Source organism: Actinomadura sp. CNU-125 (assembly GCF_001942465.1).
GTDB lineage: Bacteria > Actinomycetota > Actinomycetes > Streptosporangiales > Streptosporangiaceae > Spirillospora.
Genome location: NZ_MKJY01000222.1, coordinates 100312 through 114108, shown reverse-complemented (window position 1 = coordinate 114108; position 13797 = coordinate 100312). Strand labels below are relative to the sequence as shown.

The 13797-nt window shown below is 72.5% G+C and carries 16 protein-coding genes and 3 pseudogenes; 18 read left to right on the top strand and 1 reads right to left on the bottom strand.

Annotated elements, in window-relative coordinates:
* Positions 1-124 precede the first annotated feature (124 nt).
* From topA to BJF79_RS24795, 18 genes and pseudogenes are all read left to right on the top strand, one after another.
* Positions 125-2865: pseudogene (topA, locus tag BJF79_RS24850) on the top strand (type I DNA topoisomerase).
* A 28-nt stretch (positions 2866-2893) separates the two neighbouring features.
* Positions 2894-3535 (top strand): hypothetical protein, encoded by a 642-nt coding sequence (locus BJF79_RS55820; RefSeq protein WP_158079284.1) that lies wholly within the window; start codon positions 2894-2896, stop codon positions 3533-3535.
* A gap of 96 nt (positions 3536-3631) precedes the next feature.
* On the top strand, positions 3632-3904 hold the full coding sequence (locus tag BJF79_RS55815) for a hypothetical protein (protein ID WP_158079283.1): 273 nt from the start codon (positions 3632-3634) through the stop codon (positions 3902-3904).
* A gap of 2 nt (positions 3905-3906) precedes the next feature.
* The gene (tmk, locus tag BJF79_RS55810; RefSeq protein ID WP_158079282.1) at positions 3907-5046 is read left to right on the top strand and encodes a dTMP kinase; all 1140 of its coding nucleotides are present in this window, start codon (positions 3907-3909) and stop codon (positions 5044-5046) included.
* Between the two features lie 28 nt (positions 5047-5074).
* A pseudogene (locus tag BJF79_RS24840) lies at positions 5075-6209 on the top strand (DNA polymerase III subunit delta'); the annotation flags it as partial.
* An 89-nt stretch (positions 6210-6298) separates the two neighbouring features.
* Positions 6299-6847 carry a SigE family RNA polymerase sigma factor gene (locus BJF79_RS24835; protein WP_075900877.1) on the top strand — a complete coding sequence of 183 codons (549 nt, stop codon included), beginning with the start codon at positions 6299-6301 and terminating at the stop codon, positions 6845-6847.
* A complete protein-coding gene (locus tag BJF79_RS24830; protein ID WP_075900875.1) occupies positions 6844-7074 on the top strand; it encodes a hypothetical protein in 231 nt (76 codons plus the stop codon). The genes BJF79_RS24835 and BJF79_RS24830 overlap by 4 nt, the downstream gene beginning before the upstream one ends.
* 50 nt (positions 7075-7124) lie before the next feature.
* Entirely contained in the window at positions 7125-7466 is a 342-nt protein-coding gene (locus BJF79_RS24825) for a permease-like cell division protein FtsX (protein WP_158079281.1), read from the top strand.
* A gap of 19 nt (positions 7467-7485) precedes the next feature.
* Complete coding sequence (locus BJF79_RS24820; protein WP_075900871.1) at positions 7486-7965, top strand: low molecular weight protein-tyrosine-phosphatase; 480 nt, start codon at positions 7486-7488, stop codon at positions 7963-7965.
* 166 nt (positions 7966-8131) lie between these two features.
* Positions 8132-8443 (top strand): fructosamine kinase family protein, encoded by a 312-nt coding sequence (locus BJF79_RS67230; protein WP_410050135.1) that lies wholly within the window; start codon positions 8132-8134, stop codon positions 8441-8443.
* Positions 8326-8826 (top strand): fructosamine kinase family protein, encoded by a 501-nt coding sequence (locus BJF79_RS61450; protein ID WP_410050134.1) that lies wholly within the window; start codon positions 8326-8328, stop codon positions 8824-8826. Before BJF79_RS67230 ends, BJF79_RS61450 begins: the two co-directional genes overlap by 118 nt.
* 101 nt (positions 8827-8927) lie before the next feature.
* The gene (locus tag BJF79_RS24810; protein ID WP_075900869.1) at positions 8928-9953 is read left to right on the top strand and encodes a hypothetical protein; all 1026 of its coding nucleotides are present in this window, start codon (positions 8928-8930) and stop codon (positions 9951-9953) included.
* A 42-nt stretch (positions 9954-9995) separates the two neighbouring features.
* A pseudogene (locus BJF79_RS61445) lies at positions 9996-10337 on the top strand (PSP1 C-terminal domain-containing protein); the annotation flags it as partial.
* 104 nt (positions 10338-10441) lie between these two features.
* Complete coding sequence (ricT, locus tag BJF79_RS61440) at positions 10442-10597, top strand: regulatory iron-sulfur-containing complex subunit RicT (RefSeq protein WP_262402541.1); 156 nt, start codon at positions 10442-10444, stop codon at positions 10595-10597.
* Complete coding sequence (locus tag BJF79_RS61435; protein WP_262402528.1) at positions 10585-10827, top strand: hypothetical protein; 243 nt, start codon at positions 10585-10587, stop codon at positions 10825-10827. Before ricT ends, BJF79_RS61435 begins: the two co-directional genes overlap by 13 nt.
* Before the next feature lie 107 nt (positions 10828-10934).
* Positions 10935-11348, top strand: a complete 414-nt coding sequence (locus BJF79_RS61430; protein WP_262402527.1) for an alpha/beta fold hydrolase — start codon at positions 10935-10937, stop codon at positions 11346-11348.
* 110 nt (positions 11349-11458) lie between these two features.
* On the top strand, positions 11459-11905 hold the full coding sequence (locus BJF79_RS61425; RefSeq protein ID WP_262402526.1) for an alpha/beta fold hydrolase: 447 nt from the start codon (positions 11459-11461) through the stop codon (positions 11903-11905).
* The gene (locus tag BJF79_RS24795) at positions 11902-12759 is read left to right on the top strand and encodes an SDR family NAD(P)-dependent oxidoreductase (RefSeq protein ID WP_075900867.1); all 858 of its coding nucleotides are present in this window, start codon (positions 11902-11904) and stop codon (positions 12757-12759) included. Before BJF79_RS61425 ends, BJF79_RS24795 begins: the two co-directional genes overlap by 4 nt.
* On the opposite strand, the gene BJF79_RS24790 is transcribed toward BJF79_RS24795, so the two are convergent.
* The gene (locus BJF79_RS24790) at positions 12752-13789 is read right to left on the bottom strand and encodes a fatty acid desaturase family protein (protein ID WP_075900865.1); all 1038 of its coding nucleotides are present in this window, start codon (positions 13787-13789) and stop codon (positions 12752-12754) included. The genes BJF79_RS24795 and BJF79_RS24790 overlap by 8 nt on opposite strands.
* Between the last annotated feature and the right edge of the window lie 8 nt (positions 13790-13797).

The following is a 13797-nucleotide window of genomic DNA, read 5'->3' as shown; positions in this document are numbered from 1 at the left end:
ACGGGGCGGGCTCATCGGATCGGTGGCGGGAACCCGCGGGCATGAACGCGCCGTCACGTGACGTTGTAGGAAGCCTGTGTAGGAAAACCCTGAGCAAGACCAGGACAGCGAGGTTGGAGCGACTGTGCCAGCCAAGAACGGCACTGCGAAGAGTGGCCAGAACGGGGCCGGGACCCGCCTGGTGATCGTCGAATCGCCCGCGAAGGCGAAGACGATCGCGGGCTACCTCGGCCGTGGCTACATCGTGGAGTCCAGTATCGGCCATATCCGGGACCTCCCCGGGAGCGCCTCGGAGGTGCCGGCCAAGTACAAGGGCGAGCCGTGGGCGAAGCTCGGCGTGAACGTCGAGCACGAGTTCGAGCCGCTGTACGTCGTCAACACCGACAAGCGGCAGCAGGTGCAGAAGCTCAAGAAGCTGCTGGCCGAGGCGGACGAGCTGTTCCTCGCGACGGACGAGGACCGGGAGGGCGAGGCGATCGCCTGGCACCTCCAGGAGGTCCTGAAGCCGAAGGTGCCGGTCCACCGGATGGTCTTCAACGAGATCACCAAGGACGCGATCCGGCAGGCGGCGGCGAATCCGCGCACGCTGAACCTGCGGCTCGTGGACGCGCAGGAGACGCGGCGGATCCTCGACCGGCTGTACGGCTACGAGGTCAGCCCGGTCCTGTGGAAGAAGGTCATGCCGAAGCTGTCGGCGGGCCGGGTGCAGTCGGTGGCGACGCGGCTGGTGGTGGAGCGCGAGCGGGAGCGCATCGCGTTCGTCCCCGCGCACTACTGGGACATCTCGGCGCGGTTCGACACGGGCAAGGACGAGGAGCCCACGTCGTTCAAGGCCGGGCTGGTGTCGGTGGACGGCAAGCGCGTCGCGCAGGGCCGCGACTTCGCGTCGGACGGCACGCTCAAGACCCGCGATGCCCTGCATCTGGACGAGGACGCCGCGCGCGCGCTGGCCGAACGGCTTCGCGAACGTCCGTACGAGGTCAAGTCGGTCGAGCGCAAGCCGTACACGCGCAAGCCGTACCCGCCGTTCCGTACGACGACGATGCAGCAGGAGGCCAGCCGGAAGCTGGGCTTCTCCGCGAAGTACGCGATGTCGGTGGCGCAGAAGCTGTACGAGAACGGCTTCATTACCTACATGCGAACCGACTCGATCACGCTGTCGGAGACGGCGATCACGGCGGCGCGGCGGCAGGCGGCGTCGCTGTTCGGCGGGGAGTACGTGCCGGACAAGCCGCGCGTCTACCAGTCGAAGGTGAAGAACGCGCAGGAGGCGCACGAGGCGATCCGTCCGGCGGGCGACACGTTCCGGACGCCGGGTGAGACGGGCCTTTCGGGCGACCAGTTCCGGCTGTACGAGCTGATCTGGAAGCGGACGATCGCGAGCCAGATGAAGGACGCGGCCGGGCAGTCGGTGTCGATCCGGGTGACCGGGGAGTCGACGCGGGGCGAGACGGCCGAGTTCGGCGCGACCGGCAAGACGATCACGTTCCACGGGTTCCTGAAGGCGTACGTGGAGAGCGCCGACGACCCGTCGACCGACCGGGACGACCAGGAGCGGCGGCTGCCGAACCTGGCCGAGGGCGACCGGCTGAGCGGACGGGACGTCGAGGCCGAGGGGCATTCGACGCGTCCGCCCGCCCGCTACACCGAGGCGTCGCTGGTCAAGGAGCTGGAGGAGCGGGAGATCGGTCGCCCGTCGACGTACGCGTCGATCATCGGGACGATCCTCGACCGCGGCTACGTGTTCAAGAAGGGCACCGCGCTCGTCCCGTCGTTCCTGGCGTTCGCGTGGTGAACCTGCTGGAGCAGCACTTCGGGAACCTGGTCGACTACGACTTCACCGCCCACATGGAGGACGGTCTCGACGAGATCGCGAACGGGAACGCCCAGCGCGTCCCGTGGCTGAACCGGTTCTACTTCGGCGACAACGGCGCCGAGGGCCTGAAGGAGCTGGTGGGCGAGAGCGGCGACATCGACGCCAAGGGGATCAGTTCGTTCCCGCTCAAGGGCACCGACATCATGATCCGGGTCGGGCGTTACGGGCCATATCTGGACAGGGACGGCAACCGGGTCAACATCCCCGAGGACATCGCGCCGGACGAGCTGACCGCCGAGAAGGCGGAAGAGCTGTTCGCGCAGCCGAGCGGTGACCGGGAACTGGGCGTCGACCCAGAGACCGGGCACACGATCGTGGCCAAGAGCGGACGGTTCGGCCCGTACGTCACCGAGGTGCTGCCAGAGTCGCCCGCACCCGCGGAAGGCGAGAAGAAGAAGCGCACCAAGAAGGCGGACGAGCCCAAGGCGCGGACGGGTTCGTTGTTCAAGTCGATGTCGCTCGACACCGTCACCTTGGACGACGCCCTGAAGCTTCTGTCTCTGCCCAGGACGGTCGGTGAACTGGACGGCGAACCGGTCACGGCCCAGAACGGACGGTTCGGTCCGTACATCAAGAAGGGCACCGACAGCCGTTCCCTTGGGGCGGAGGACGAACTCTTCACCGTCACCCTTGAGCAGGCGAAGGAGCTGTTCGCGCAGCCGAAGCAGCGGGGCCGCCGGGCCGCCGCCGCGCCGCCGCTGCGCGAGCTGGGCAAGGACCCGGCGAGCGACAAGCCGGTGGTGGTCAAGGAGGGCCGGTTCGGCCCGTACGTGACCGACGGCGAGACGAACGCGAGCCTGCGCAAGGGCGACGAGGTCGAGTCGATCACCATCCAGCGCGCCGCCGAGCTGCTCGCGGAGCGCCGTGAGAAGGTCGCCGCGGGGGGCGGGAAGAAGAAGCCCGCGCCGCGGAAGCGGGCGCCCGCGAAGTCGTCCGCGAAGCCCGCCGCGAAGTCGTCCACGAAGTCCTCGACGAAGTCGGGGTCATAGCGACAAGGACGCCGATACTCTGACGGACATGACCAGAACGGACGCCACCCGGCCGTACCCCGCCGCGCCGCAGCCGGGCGTTTCGTCGCTCCCGGAGCCAAGGGCGTACCGGCGGCTCAGGCCGGCACTGTCGCTGTCCGCCGCCGGGCAATGGCTCACCGTGCCCGCCCTGACGGCTTCGGCCGTCGCGCTGACCCAGGGCGAGGACGTCGCCGCGCGCGCGCAGGCCGTCGGCTGCGTCCTCGGGCTGCTGCTGCTCCCGGCGGTGCTCCTCGCGCCGCTCGCGGGCCTGCTCGCCGCCCGCGTCGACCGCCGCGTCGTGCTGCTCGCGGCGGACGCGCTGCGGTTCGTGATCGTCCTGACCGTGCCGCTGCTCGACATGCTCCCCTGGACGCTCGCCGCCGCGTTCCTCGTGGGCCTGCTGGGCGCCGTGTGGACGCCGGTCGCGCTCGCGTCGCCGCCCGCGCTCGTCCCGGACGGCCTGCCGGACGACGGACCGGACGGCCCGGACGGCGGGACGAGCGGGCTGCGGGCCGCCGCGCGCCGTTCGGCCCTGCGCACGGTGTCGTCGCGGGCCCGGTCGCCGCCGCGCTGTTCACCGTCCTCGCGCTCATCGGCGCGGGGATCTTCGACGGCACCGGCGAGCGCACCGACCTCGTCCTGTACGTGACGCCGCGGTGTCCTGCTCGCGGCCGTCGCCGTCGCGCCTGCTCCAAGGCGTCCCGCGCCGCCGAGCCCGTGCACGTCCCCGTCCCCGCTCGCGCTGATGCTTCCGGGGCGGCGCGGCGGACGGACGGGCGCGCCGCACGGCCTCGGCGCCGCGACCACCGGCGCCGCCCTGGCCGCCGGTGCGGTCGTCGGCGCGGCCCGGCTGCACGCGGCCGGTCTCGGCGGCGGCGACGCCGGGTACGGCGCCGTCCTGCTCGCGCTGACCGCCGGGCTCGGCTTCGGGATCTTCCTCGGCCCGCGCGTCCTCGGCCCGTTCAGCCGCCGCCGGCTGCTGGGCCTCGCGGTCGTCGCGAGCTCGGCCTCGCGCTGATCGTGACCGCGCTGGTCGCCAACCTCCCGGTCGCGGTGTTCGCGACCGCGTTCGTGGGCGTCGCGGCGGGCGCCGCGTGGGCGTGCGGCACGTCCGTCCTGGCGCCGCCGCCCGCCGATGACGAAGAGGCCGAAGAGGCCGTCGAGGCGCCGAGCCCCGCGTACCCGCGCGCGGTCGCGCTCGTCACCGCGTTGGTCGCGGTCGCGGCCGTCCCGCCGCTGGCCGGGGCGCTCGGCGACACCCGCATCGACCTCGGCGGCGGCGTCTACGACCTCGCCGGGACGGGCGCGGCGCTGCTGATCGCGGCCGTCGTCGCGCTCCTCGCGGGCCTGCTGGCGTACCGCCGGGCGGACGACCGGCGCGGCGTCCCGCTCGTCCCGGACCTGCGGGCCGCGCTGCGCGGCGAGGTGTACGTCCCGCCGGGCGAGGAACCGGTCGAGCCGGAACAGCCCGCGGCGACCGTCCGCAACCGCGGCGTGTTCATCGCGTTCGAGGGCGGCGAGGGCGCCGGGAAGACCACCCAGGCCCGGCTCGCCGCGATCTGGCTGCGCGACCACGGCTACGACGTCGTCACCACCCAGGAACCGGGCGCCACCAAGATCGGCATGCGGCTGCGCGCGATGCTGCTGGACCGCGAGACGACCGGCCTGTCGATCCGCGCCGAGAGCCTGCTGTACGCCGCCGACCGCGCCGACCACGTCACGAACGTGATCGCCCCCGCGCTGGAGCGCGGCGCGATCGTCGTCAGCGACCGGTACATCGACTCGTCCCTCGCCTACCAGGGGTTCGGGCGGGAGCAGCCGGTCGACGAGATCGCCCGCGTCAACGAGTGGGCCACCGGCGGGCTCGTCCCGGACCTGACCGTCCTGCTGGAGGTGCCGCCGCGCACCGGCCTGAACCGGCTGTCGGCGCCCGCCGACCGCATCGAGTCCGAGCCGCAGGACTTCCACGAGCGGGTCCGCGGCGGCTTCCGGGCGCTCGCCGACGCCGAACCGGACCGCTACCTCGTGCTCGACGCGTCCCGTCCGCAGGCCGAGCTGAGCCGCGAGATCCAGTACCGCATCCGCGAGATCCTGCCCGACCCGATCCCGCTCGGCACCGAGGACGCGACGCACACCTTCCCCGCGATCAGGGACGTTTGAGCCCCGCCGGGCCCGTAGCCTTGACGCCATGAGCGTCTGGAACGACCTGGTGGGCCAGGATCCGGTCGTCGAGCAGCTGTCCGGTGCCGCGGACGGCTCCGGCGGCGTGGCGCACGCGTGGCTGTTCACCGGCCCGCCCGGTTCCGGACGGTCCGCGGCGGCGCGGGCGTCGCGGCGGCGCTGCAGTGCACCGAGATCCCGCGCGGCTGCGGGCACTGCGCGGCGTGCCACCAGGTCTTGCAGGGCACGCACGCCGATCTCGAGGTCGTCCGGCCGCAGGGCCTGTCGTACGGGATCAAGGAGACGCGGGCGCTGGTGCTGCGGGCGGGGTCGTCGCCGAGCGTGGGCCGCTGGCAGATCGTCCTGTTCGAGGACGCCGACCGGGCCACCGAGGCGCCGCGAACGCGCTGCTCAAGGCGATCGAGGAGCCGCCGCCGCGCACGCTGTGGCTGCTGTGCACGCCCGCCCCGGACGACCTGCTGATCACCATCCGGTCCCGCTGCCGGCTGGTGACGCTGCGGACGCCGCCGATCGGCGCGGTCGCGGACGTGCTCGTCCAGCGCGACGGCGTGGACCGCGAGACGGCCGACATCGTCGCGCGCGCCGCGCAGGGGCACATCGGCCGCGCGCGGCGCCTCGCCGCCCGACCCGGACGCGCGGCGCGCCGCGCGCAGGTGCTCGCCGTGCCGCGCCGCCTGACGTCCGTCGGCCCGGCCGCGATGGCGGCGGACGCGCTGGTCAAGGCCGCCGAGGCGGAGGCGAAGGCGACGACCGAGGAGCTGAACGCGCAGGAGACCGCCGAGCTGCGGCAGGCCCTCGGGGAGAGCGCGAAGGGCCGGATGCCGCGCGGCACCGCCGGCGCGCTCAAGGAACTCGAAGACCGGCAGAAATCCCGGGCGACCCGGGTGAAACGGGACTCGCTGGACCGCACGCTGCTCGACCTCGCGTCCTACTACCGGGACGTCCTCACCCTCCAGTTCGGCTCGGGCGGCGAGCTCGTCAACACCGAGCTGGGCCCCGAGCTGCGGACGGCCGCCGCCGAGACCCGTCCCGAGGGCACCCTCCGGCGCCTCGACGCGATCATGGAGTGCCGGGAACGCCTCGACGCGAACGTCAACCCGCTCCTGGCCGTCGAGGCCCTCACCATGGCGCTCCGCACCGGCTGCGCCCGGCGCGGCCGGTCGCGCGGCGGCGCCGGGCGGGAAATCGCCGGGCGCGAGCAACCCGAAGGGGCCCGCGGTGTCTCTGGGACATGAACGCTGACACGGCGCTCGCCGAGCCACGGGCGAGCACACGGGCGGACACGGCCGACGAAACGGACGCGTCCGCCGCGGTCACCGAGCTGTACCGGGGGCACGCGCTCGGGCTGACCCGCCTCGCCCTGATCATGGTCGGGGACCGCGGCACCGCCGAGGACGTCGTCCAGGACGCCTTCGCGGGCCTCTACGCGGCCTGGCCGCGGCTGCGCGACCGCGACAAGGCGCTGACCTACGTCCGGTCCGCCGTCCTCAACCGGTCGCGGACGGCGGTGCGGCGCCGCCGCCGGCCGTTCCGCACGCTCCACCAGCCCCCGGTCTGGTCCGCCGAGTCGGCGGCGATGATCGGCGAGGACCGCCGGGAGGTCCTCGCCGCGGTGCACCGGCTGCCGCGCCGCCAGCGCGAGGCGCTCGTCCTGCGCTACTACGGCGACCTGTCCGAAGCCGAGATCGCGCAGGCGATGGGCGTCAGCCTCGGCACCGTCAAGTCGACCACGTCCCGGGCGCTCGCGGCGCTCGGCCGGATCCTGGAGGAGGACAAGTGAACGGGACCGAGGAGCGCCTCAAGGACGCGCTGGACGCAGTGGCCGAGACCCTGCAGCCCGGGGACGTCCCCCCGCCCAGGTTCGCCGAGGCGCGCCGGGCCCGGACGGTCCGCCGGTTCGTCCCGATGGCGGCCGCCGGGGCGCTCGGCGCCGCGGCGTCGGCGGCGTCCTCGCGGGCGGCGTCCTCGGCGGGACGGACGGGACGGACCGGACCGCCGCACCGCTGACCGCGCCGTCGCCGTCCGCGTCCCCGCCCCAGACGGCGGCGCAGATCCACGTGTACTTCTGCATCCGCACATCGACCCGCGAACCGTGCGATGGGCGACCTGCGACGGTGCGGCAGAGGATGCTGGTCGAGAAGCGAGTGGAGACCATCCGAGGGGTGGAGCGCGTCGAGTACGAGACGAAGCGGGAGGCGTACGAGAGGTTCAAGAAGCGCTTCGAGGACTTCCCCCAGTTCGAGAAGAGCAGCGAGGTGGGCGACATTCCGGACGGGTACCGCGTCTGGTTGCGGCCCGCGGCGAACGATGCCGCCCAAGAGAAGAACGCCGCCGCCGTACAGCGGATCGTGCAGGACCTCCCCGGCGTCCAGAGGGTGACCATCGAGGTCAAGGACTGACGTCGGGCATCATGGGGGCATGCCGTACCGAGTGACGTTCGTCTGCACGGGCAACATCTGCCGGTCCCCGATGGCGGAGTCCGTGCTGCGCCACCACGTCGAGGAGGAGGGCCTGGACGTCGAGGTCGACAGTTCCGGCACGGGCAACTGGCACGTCGGGGACCCCGCCGACGACCGGACGATCGCGGCGCTGCGGCGCGCCGGATACCGTTCGGCGCACGCCGCCCGCCAGTTCGAGCCCGTCTGGTTCGCCCGCTACGACCTGATCCTCGCGCTCGACGAGGGCCACGCGCGGGCGCTCCGGTCGATGGCGCCGAGCGAGGAGGCGCGCGCGAAGGTCCGGCTGCTGCGCGAGTTCGACCCGGCCGCCCGCGGCGACCTCGACGTCCCCGACCCGTACTACGGCGGCCGCGCCGACTTCGACCTCGTCCTCGAACAGGTCGAGGCCGCGCTGCCCGGCCTGCTCGACGAGATCCGCTCCGGGCTCAAGGCCGCCTGACCGGTGCGCGCACGTCTCGAACGCCTGCTCGGGACGGACGTGGCGCGCGTCCACGACCTCGGTTCGAGCCACGCGTGGACGCTGCACCGCGCGTCCCTCGGCGACGGCCGCGAGGTGTTCGTGAGGCCGCTGCCCCGCCGTCGCCGCCGGGCCGCCGTCCGCCGGGGTGTTCGCGGCGGAGGCGGCCGGGCTCCGGTGGCTCGCCCCCGGCCCGGTGCCCGAGGTCGTCGCGTCCGACGAACACCTGATCGTCCTGCCGTGGCTGCCGTCCGCGCCGCCCGCCCCGGACGCCGCCGAACGCCTCGGCCGCGACCTCGCCGCCCTGCACACCACGGACCGTCCGGACGTCTTCGGGGCGCCGTGGGACGGGTACATCGCCGACCTCCCCCTCGACAACACGCCCGACGCCGCGCCTGGCCCCGCTGGTACGCCGAACGCCGCCTCGCCCCGTTCCTCCGCCGCGCCGCCCCGCACCTGACGGACGGCGACGTCCGGCTCGTCGAGCGGATCATGGACGCGGCCGAGGCGCTCGCCGGACCGTCCGAACCGCCCGCCCGGATCCACGGCGACCTGTGGTCGGGGAACGTCCGGTGGACCGGCGACCGCGCCCTGCTGATCGACCCGGCCGCGCACGGCGGGCACCGCGAGACCGACCTGGCGATGCTGGCGCTGTTCGGCACCCCGCTGCTCGACCGGATCCTCGCCGCCTACGACGAGGCCGCGCCGCTCGCGGACGGCTGGCGCGCCCGCGTCCCGCTGCACCAGCTGCACCCGCTGCTCGTCCACGTGGCGCTGTTCGGCGGCTCGTACCGGGCGTCCCTGCTGGACGCCGCCCGCGCCGCCGCCGCGGCCCTCGGCTGAACGCCGAAGTTCGGCCTCGAAGCGGTAACACCGCATTCCCGGCGTATTGCGCTCCGGTACATGAGATAGAAACGAGAAGTTCGTACGGAGCGGAGAGGCAGGTGCGGGTCACCCCCATGGACGGCAGGCACGAGACGCGCGAGGAACCGGCACGGGGCTCATGGCTGCGCGGGCTCGTCCCGATCGCGGTCGCCGCGGGCCTGGTGGCGGTCATCGGCGGCGGCTTCGACGTGCTCGAACGGCGGTACGGCGCCGAGCAGGCCCGCAGCGCGAAGGCCGCGTCGGACGCCGAGCAGACCGCCCCGCGCTTCGCCGTCGGCGTCGTCGCGGACGGCTCCGCGCTGGTCGTCCGCGACACCGGCACCGGTGCCGACACCGCCCTGCCCGTCGCGCCGCCGCCCGGCCGCCGCTTCACGTCCGTCGAGTCCGCCCCGGACGGCACGTACATCGTCGCGTCGTCCGGTGGCGGGACGGCGACGTTCCAGCGCCTCCGCCTCGACGACGACGGCCGTCCCGAGGAGCTCGCCCCGATCCCGAAGGCGACGATCCCGGTGGCCGACGCCCGTCCGTCCGCCCGCCTGCGGCCCGCGCTCGCCGTGACCCCGGAGGGCGACCGCCTCGCCTACGTGAGCTTCGACGGCGGCCGCGCCCGCGTCGACGTCCTCGCCCTGGACACCGGCGCGCGCAAGCGGTGGACGACCACGCTGACCGGCGTCGTCGGCAGCCCTTCCTGGTCGGGCGACACCCTCGCGTTCGTCTGGACCGGTTCCGCCGCCCGCGAAAGCCAGGTCCGGACGATCGACACCGCCGCCCCCGTCGCCGACCTCAAGCACAGCAAGGCCCTGCTGAAGCTGCCGTCCGGCGTGAGCACCGCGATCCTGCGCCCGGACGGCACCACGATCGTCACCGGCGCCGTGCGGCAGACGCGGCTCACGATCCAGACCTACGCCTCCACCGGCAAACCACAACAAACCCTCTGGGAACACCAGACCCAGGGACAATCCCAGCTCACAGCCCTCGATCCCGCCGAAAACGGTGCGCTGATCGCCCTCGCCGGGGCCTCCACACCCGCGACGGCGACCCGCTCCCCGGGAAGGACCTCGCCGACGTCGCCTGGTGACGCCTAAGGTGGACGCACGGAACCGGGCGAACGGAGCGAAACCGTGGGCATGGTGATGGCAGTCAGTTTCACCCGGTACGGACGCCTCTACTACCTCGATCCCGGCTCGCACAGCCCCAAGGTCGGCGACAAGGTGCTCGTCCCCACCGACTCCGGCCCCGAGGTCGCCGAATGCGTGTGGGCCCCGCAGTGGGTCTCCGAGGACATCGACGGCCTCCCCGAATGCGCCGGACCCGCCACCGACGAGCACCTCGCCCGCGACGAGACGAACCGCCGCCGCCGCGCCGAGGGACGCACCGTCGCCAAGCGCCTCATCCGCCGCCACGAACTCCCGATGAAGGTCATCGGCGTCGACTTCCTCGACGCCGACAACGTCGTCAAGATCTACTTCACCGCCCCGCACCGCGTCGACTTCCGGGCGCTCGTCCGCGACCTCGCCCGCACCCTCAGGCCCGCGTCGAACTCCGCCAGGTCGGCCCCCGCGACGAGGCCCGCCTGCAGGGCGGCATCGGCCCCTGCGGCCGAGACCTGTGCTGCGCCACCTTCCTCAAGGACTTCGAGCCCGTCTCCGTCCGCATGGCCAAGGAACAGGACCTCCCCGTCAACCCGCTCCGCATCGCCGGTGCCTGCGGCCGCTCATGTGCTGCCTGAAATACGAGCACCCGCTGTACATGGAGTTCAAGGAGAAGGCGCCGCGGCTCGGCTCCCGCGTCGACACCCCGGAGGGCGAGGGCCAGGTCATCGGCTACAACGTCCCCGGCGACCGCGTCACCGTGAAGGTCGGCTCCCGCCGCTGCTCCTGCCCGTCCGCCTCCGTCTGCTCCCCCCGCAAACAGCACGACGAACGCTACGGCGACGGCCTCGACGAACGCCCGTCCTGAAGAGGATTCCCGGCGCCGGTTCCCACTGAGCGAGACACCACGGTGCCGTCGGACGCCGCCGTCGTGCAGATTCCGTTGATCGGCACCTGCACCGGAGGGACCACGGCATGGCCGGCTGGAGTCATCGGTACGCGCGCATCAACGACCTCGACGTCCACTACGTGGAGCAGGGGAAAGGGCCGCTGGTCGTCCTGCTGCACGGGTTCCCGCACCTCTGGTTCAGCTGGCGCCACCAGATCGGCCCGCTCGCCGACGCCGGGTTCCGCGTCGTCGCCCCCGACATGCGCGGCATGGGCCGGACGAGCGGTCCCGCCGACCACCGCGAATACGGCGTCGACCGCATCGTGGGCGACCTCGTCGGCCTCCTCGACCACCTCGGGGAGGAGAAGGCGGTCTTCAGCGGCCTGGACTTCGGCCTGTTCGCCGCCTACGACCTCGCCCACCACCACCCGGAACGCGTCGCGGGGCTCATCGCGCTCGAGAACCCGTTCTTCACGCCGTCCAGGGAGAGTCGCCGCTGACGCTCGCCGCCCGGCAGGCCGAACGGCACTTCAACCACATCCACTACTTCGCCGCGCCCGGCGTCGCCGACCACGATCTCGCCGCCGCGCCCCGCGAGTTCCTGCGCAAGGTGTTCTACGCGCTCTCCAGCGACTACCACTACCTCGACGTGTGGAAGCGGCCCGCCGGGACGTCCTACATCGACGCCCTGCCGGAGACGCCGCCGCTCCCGTGGACGTGGCTGACGGAGACGGAACTGGAGTTCTACGTCGCCGAGTACAGCCACAGCGGCTTCACCGGCGGCCTCAACTGGTACCGCGCCATGGACCTCTCCTGGGAGCACCGCAAGTCGTACGGGAACGAGCGGACCACCGTTCCGTACTACTTCATCGGCAGCGAGCAGGACGCCGACCTCGAAGGCTGGCACGGCGACGACCCGCTGACCAAGCTCGGCGACCACCACGCCGACGTCCGCGACGTCCGGATGCTCAAGGCGGCGGGACACATGATGCAGATGGAGAAACCCGCGGAGACCACCGCGACGATGCTGGAATTCCTCAGGAGGAACGGCGAATGACCGAGAACCGGGTGGCGGTCGTCACCGGCGCCAGCCGCGGCGCCGGCAAGGGCATCGCGCTCGCGCTGGGCGCGGCGGGCATGACCGTGTACGTGACCGGACGGACCCGCGCCGAGGGCGGCGCGGACCTGCCGGGCACCGTCTCCGGCACCGCCGAGGAGATCGACGCGCGCGGCGGCACCGGCGTCCCGGTGATCTGCGACCATTCCGACGACGCCCAGGTGCGCGCGCTCTTCGAGCGGGTCGAACGCGAACACGGCGCGCTGGACGTCCTCGTCAACAACGCGTTCACGATCCCCGACGGCCTCACCGACAAGGGACCGTTCTGGGAGAAGCCCCTCGCGCTGCAGAGCATGTTCGACGTCGGCATGCGCTCGGCCTACGTGGCGAGCTACTACGCGGCGCCGCTGCTGATCGAGCGGGACACGGCACTGGTCGTCAACACCTCCTCCTTCGGCGGTCGCTGCTACATGCACGGACCCGCCTACGGCGCGGGCAAAGCGGCCGTCGACAAGATGGCCCACGACATGGCCGAGGACTTCCGCCCCCACAACGTCGCCGTGATCTCCCTCTGGATGGGGCTGCTGAAGACCGAACGCAACCGAGCCCTCTTCGACGGCGTCCCCGACCGGTACGAGTCGTTCGCCGCCGGAGCCGAAACGCCCGAGTTCAGCGGCCGGCTGATCGACGCCCTCGCCCGCTCCGCGGACCCCATGAAGTGGACGGGCCAGGTGCTGATCGGCGCCGAACTCGGTGCGGAACTCGGCGTCACCGACATCGACGGCAGCCGTCCCCGATCCCACCGCGGCATGCTCGGCGACCCGCCCACGTTCAGCGCCGCCGTCGTCAAGTAGCCGGCAGCGCGTACCGGAGGATCTTCTTCCACGTAGAGGTGACCTGCCGCGACAGCGGACCGGAGTGGTACGGCAGCCCGTACTTCTCGCACAGCGCCCGCACCCGCGGCGCGACCTCCGCGAGCCGGTTGCTCGGCATGTCCGGGAAGAGGTGGTGCTCGATCTGGTGGCTCAGATTGCCGGACATCAGATGGAGGAACCGTCCGCCGGTGATGTTCGCCGAACCCTTGATCTGCCGCACGTACCACTCGCCCCGCGACTCGCCGTCCAGCCGGTCCTCCTCGAACACCTCGACGTCCCCGGGGAAGTGCCCGCAGAAGATGATCGTGTGCGCCCACACGTTCCGGACGACGTTCGCGGTGAAGTTCGCGGCCAGCGTCGACAGGAACTGCGGGCCGCTGAGCAGCGGGAACACCAGGTAGTCCTTGCCCCACTGCCGCCCTGCCTTCTTGCCGATCTCCCGCAGCTTCCGCCGCGTCTCCTCCCGGTCGTGCGTCCCGGCCCGCACCTTGTCGATCTCCAGGTCGTGCAGCGCCACCCCGTACTCGAAGAACATCGCGAGCAGCACGTTGTACAGCGGCTGCGGCAGATAGGCCCAGTGCCACGCCTGCTCGGGCGCGACGCGCAGGATGCCGTAACCCACGTCGTTGTCCTTGCCCACGACGTTCGTGAACGTGTGGTGCACGAAGTTGTGCGAGTGCTTCCACTGTTCGGCGGGCGACACGTTGTCCCACTCCCACACCGTCGAGTGGATCTCCGGATCGCGCATCCAGTCCCACTGGCCGTGCATGACGTTGTGCCCGATCTCCATGTTCTCGAGGATCTTCGCGGCCGCCAGCGCCGCCGTCCCCGCGATCCACGCGGGCGGCAGCGCCGACGCCAGCAGCATCGCCCGTCCGCCGATCTCCAGTCCCCGCTGCCACCGGATCACCCGCCGGATGTAGCCCGCGTCGTCCTCCCCGAGCCCCTCCATGACCTCCGCCCCGATCGCGTCGAGCTCCCGGGCGATCGCTTCGAACTCCGCAGTCATCGGCGTGC

Excerpts from the sequence above, each read along its gene's own strand:
- BJF79_RS55820 (WP_158079284.1), top strand. The coding sequence starts at position 2,894 with ATGACCAGAACGGACGCCACCCGGCCGTACCCCGCCGCGCCGCAGCCG.
- BJF79_RS55815 (WP_158079283.1), top strand. The coding sequence starts at position 3,632 with ATGCTTCCGGGGCGGCGCGGCGGACGGACGGGCGCGCCGCACGGCCTC.
- BJF79_RS24835 (WP_075900877.1), top strand. The coding sequence starts at position 6,299 with ATGAACGCTGACACGGCGCTCGCCGAGCCACGGGCGAGCACACGGGCG.
- BJF79_RS24820 (WP_075900871.1), top strand. The coding sequence starts at position 7,486 with ATGCCGTACCGAGTGACGTTCGTCTGCACGGGCAACATCTGCCGGTCC.
- BJF79_RS61435 (WP_262402528.1), top strand. The coding sequence starts at position 10,585 with ATGTGCTGCCTGAAATACGAGCACCCGCTGTACATGGAGTTCAAGGAG.
- BJF79_RS61430 (WP_262402527.1), top strand. The coding sequence starts at position 10,935 with ATGGCCGGCTGGAGTCATCGGTACGCGCGCATCAACGACCTCGACGTC.
- BJF79_RS24795 (WP_075900867.1), top strand. The coding sequence starts at position 11,902 with ATGACCGAGAACCGGGTGGCGGTCGTCACCGGCGCCAGCCGCGGCGCC.
- BJF79_RS24790 (WP_075900865.1), bottom strand. The coding sequence starts at position 13,789 with ATGACTGCGGAGTTCGAAGCGATCGCCCGGGAGCTCGACGCGATCGGG.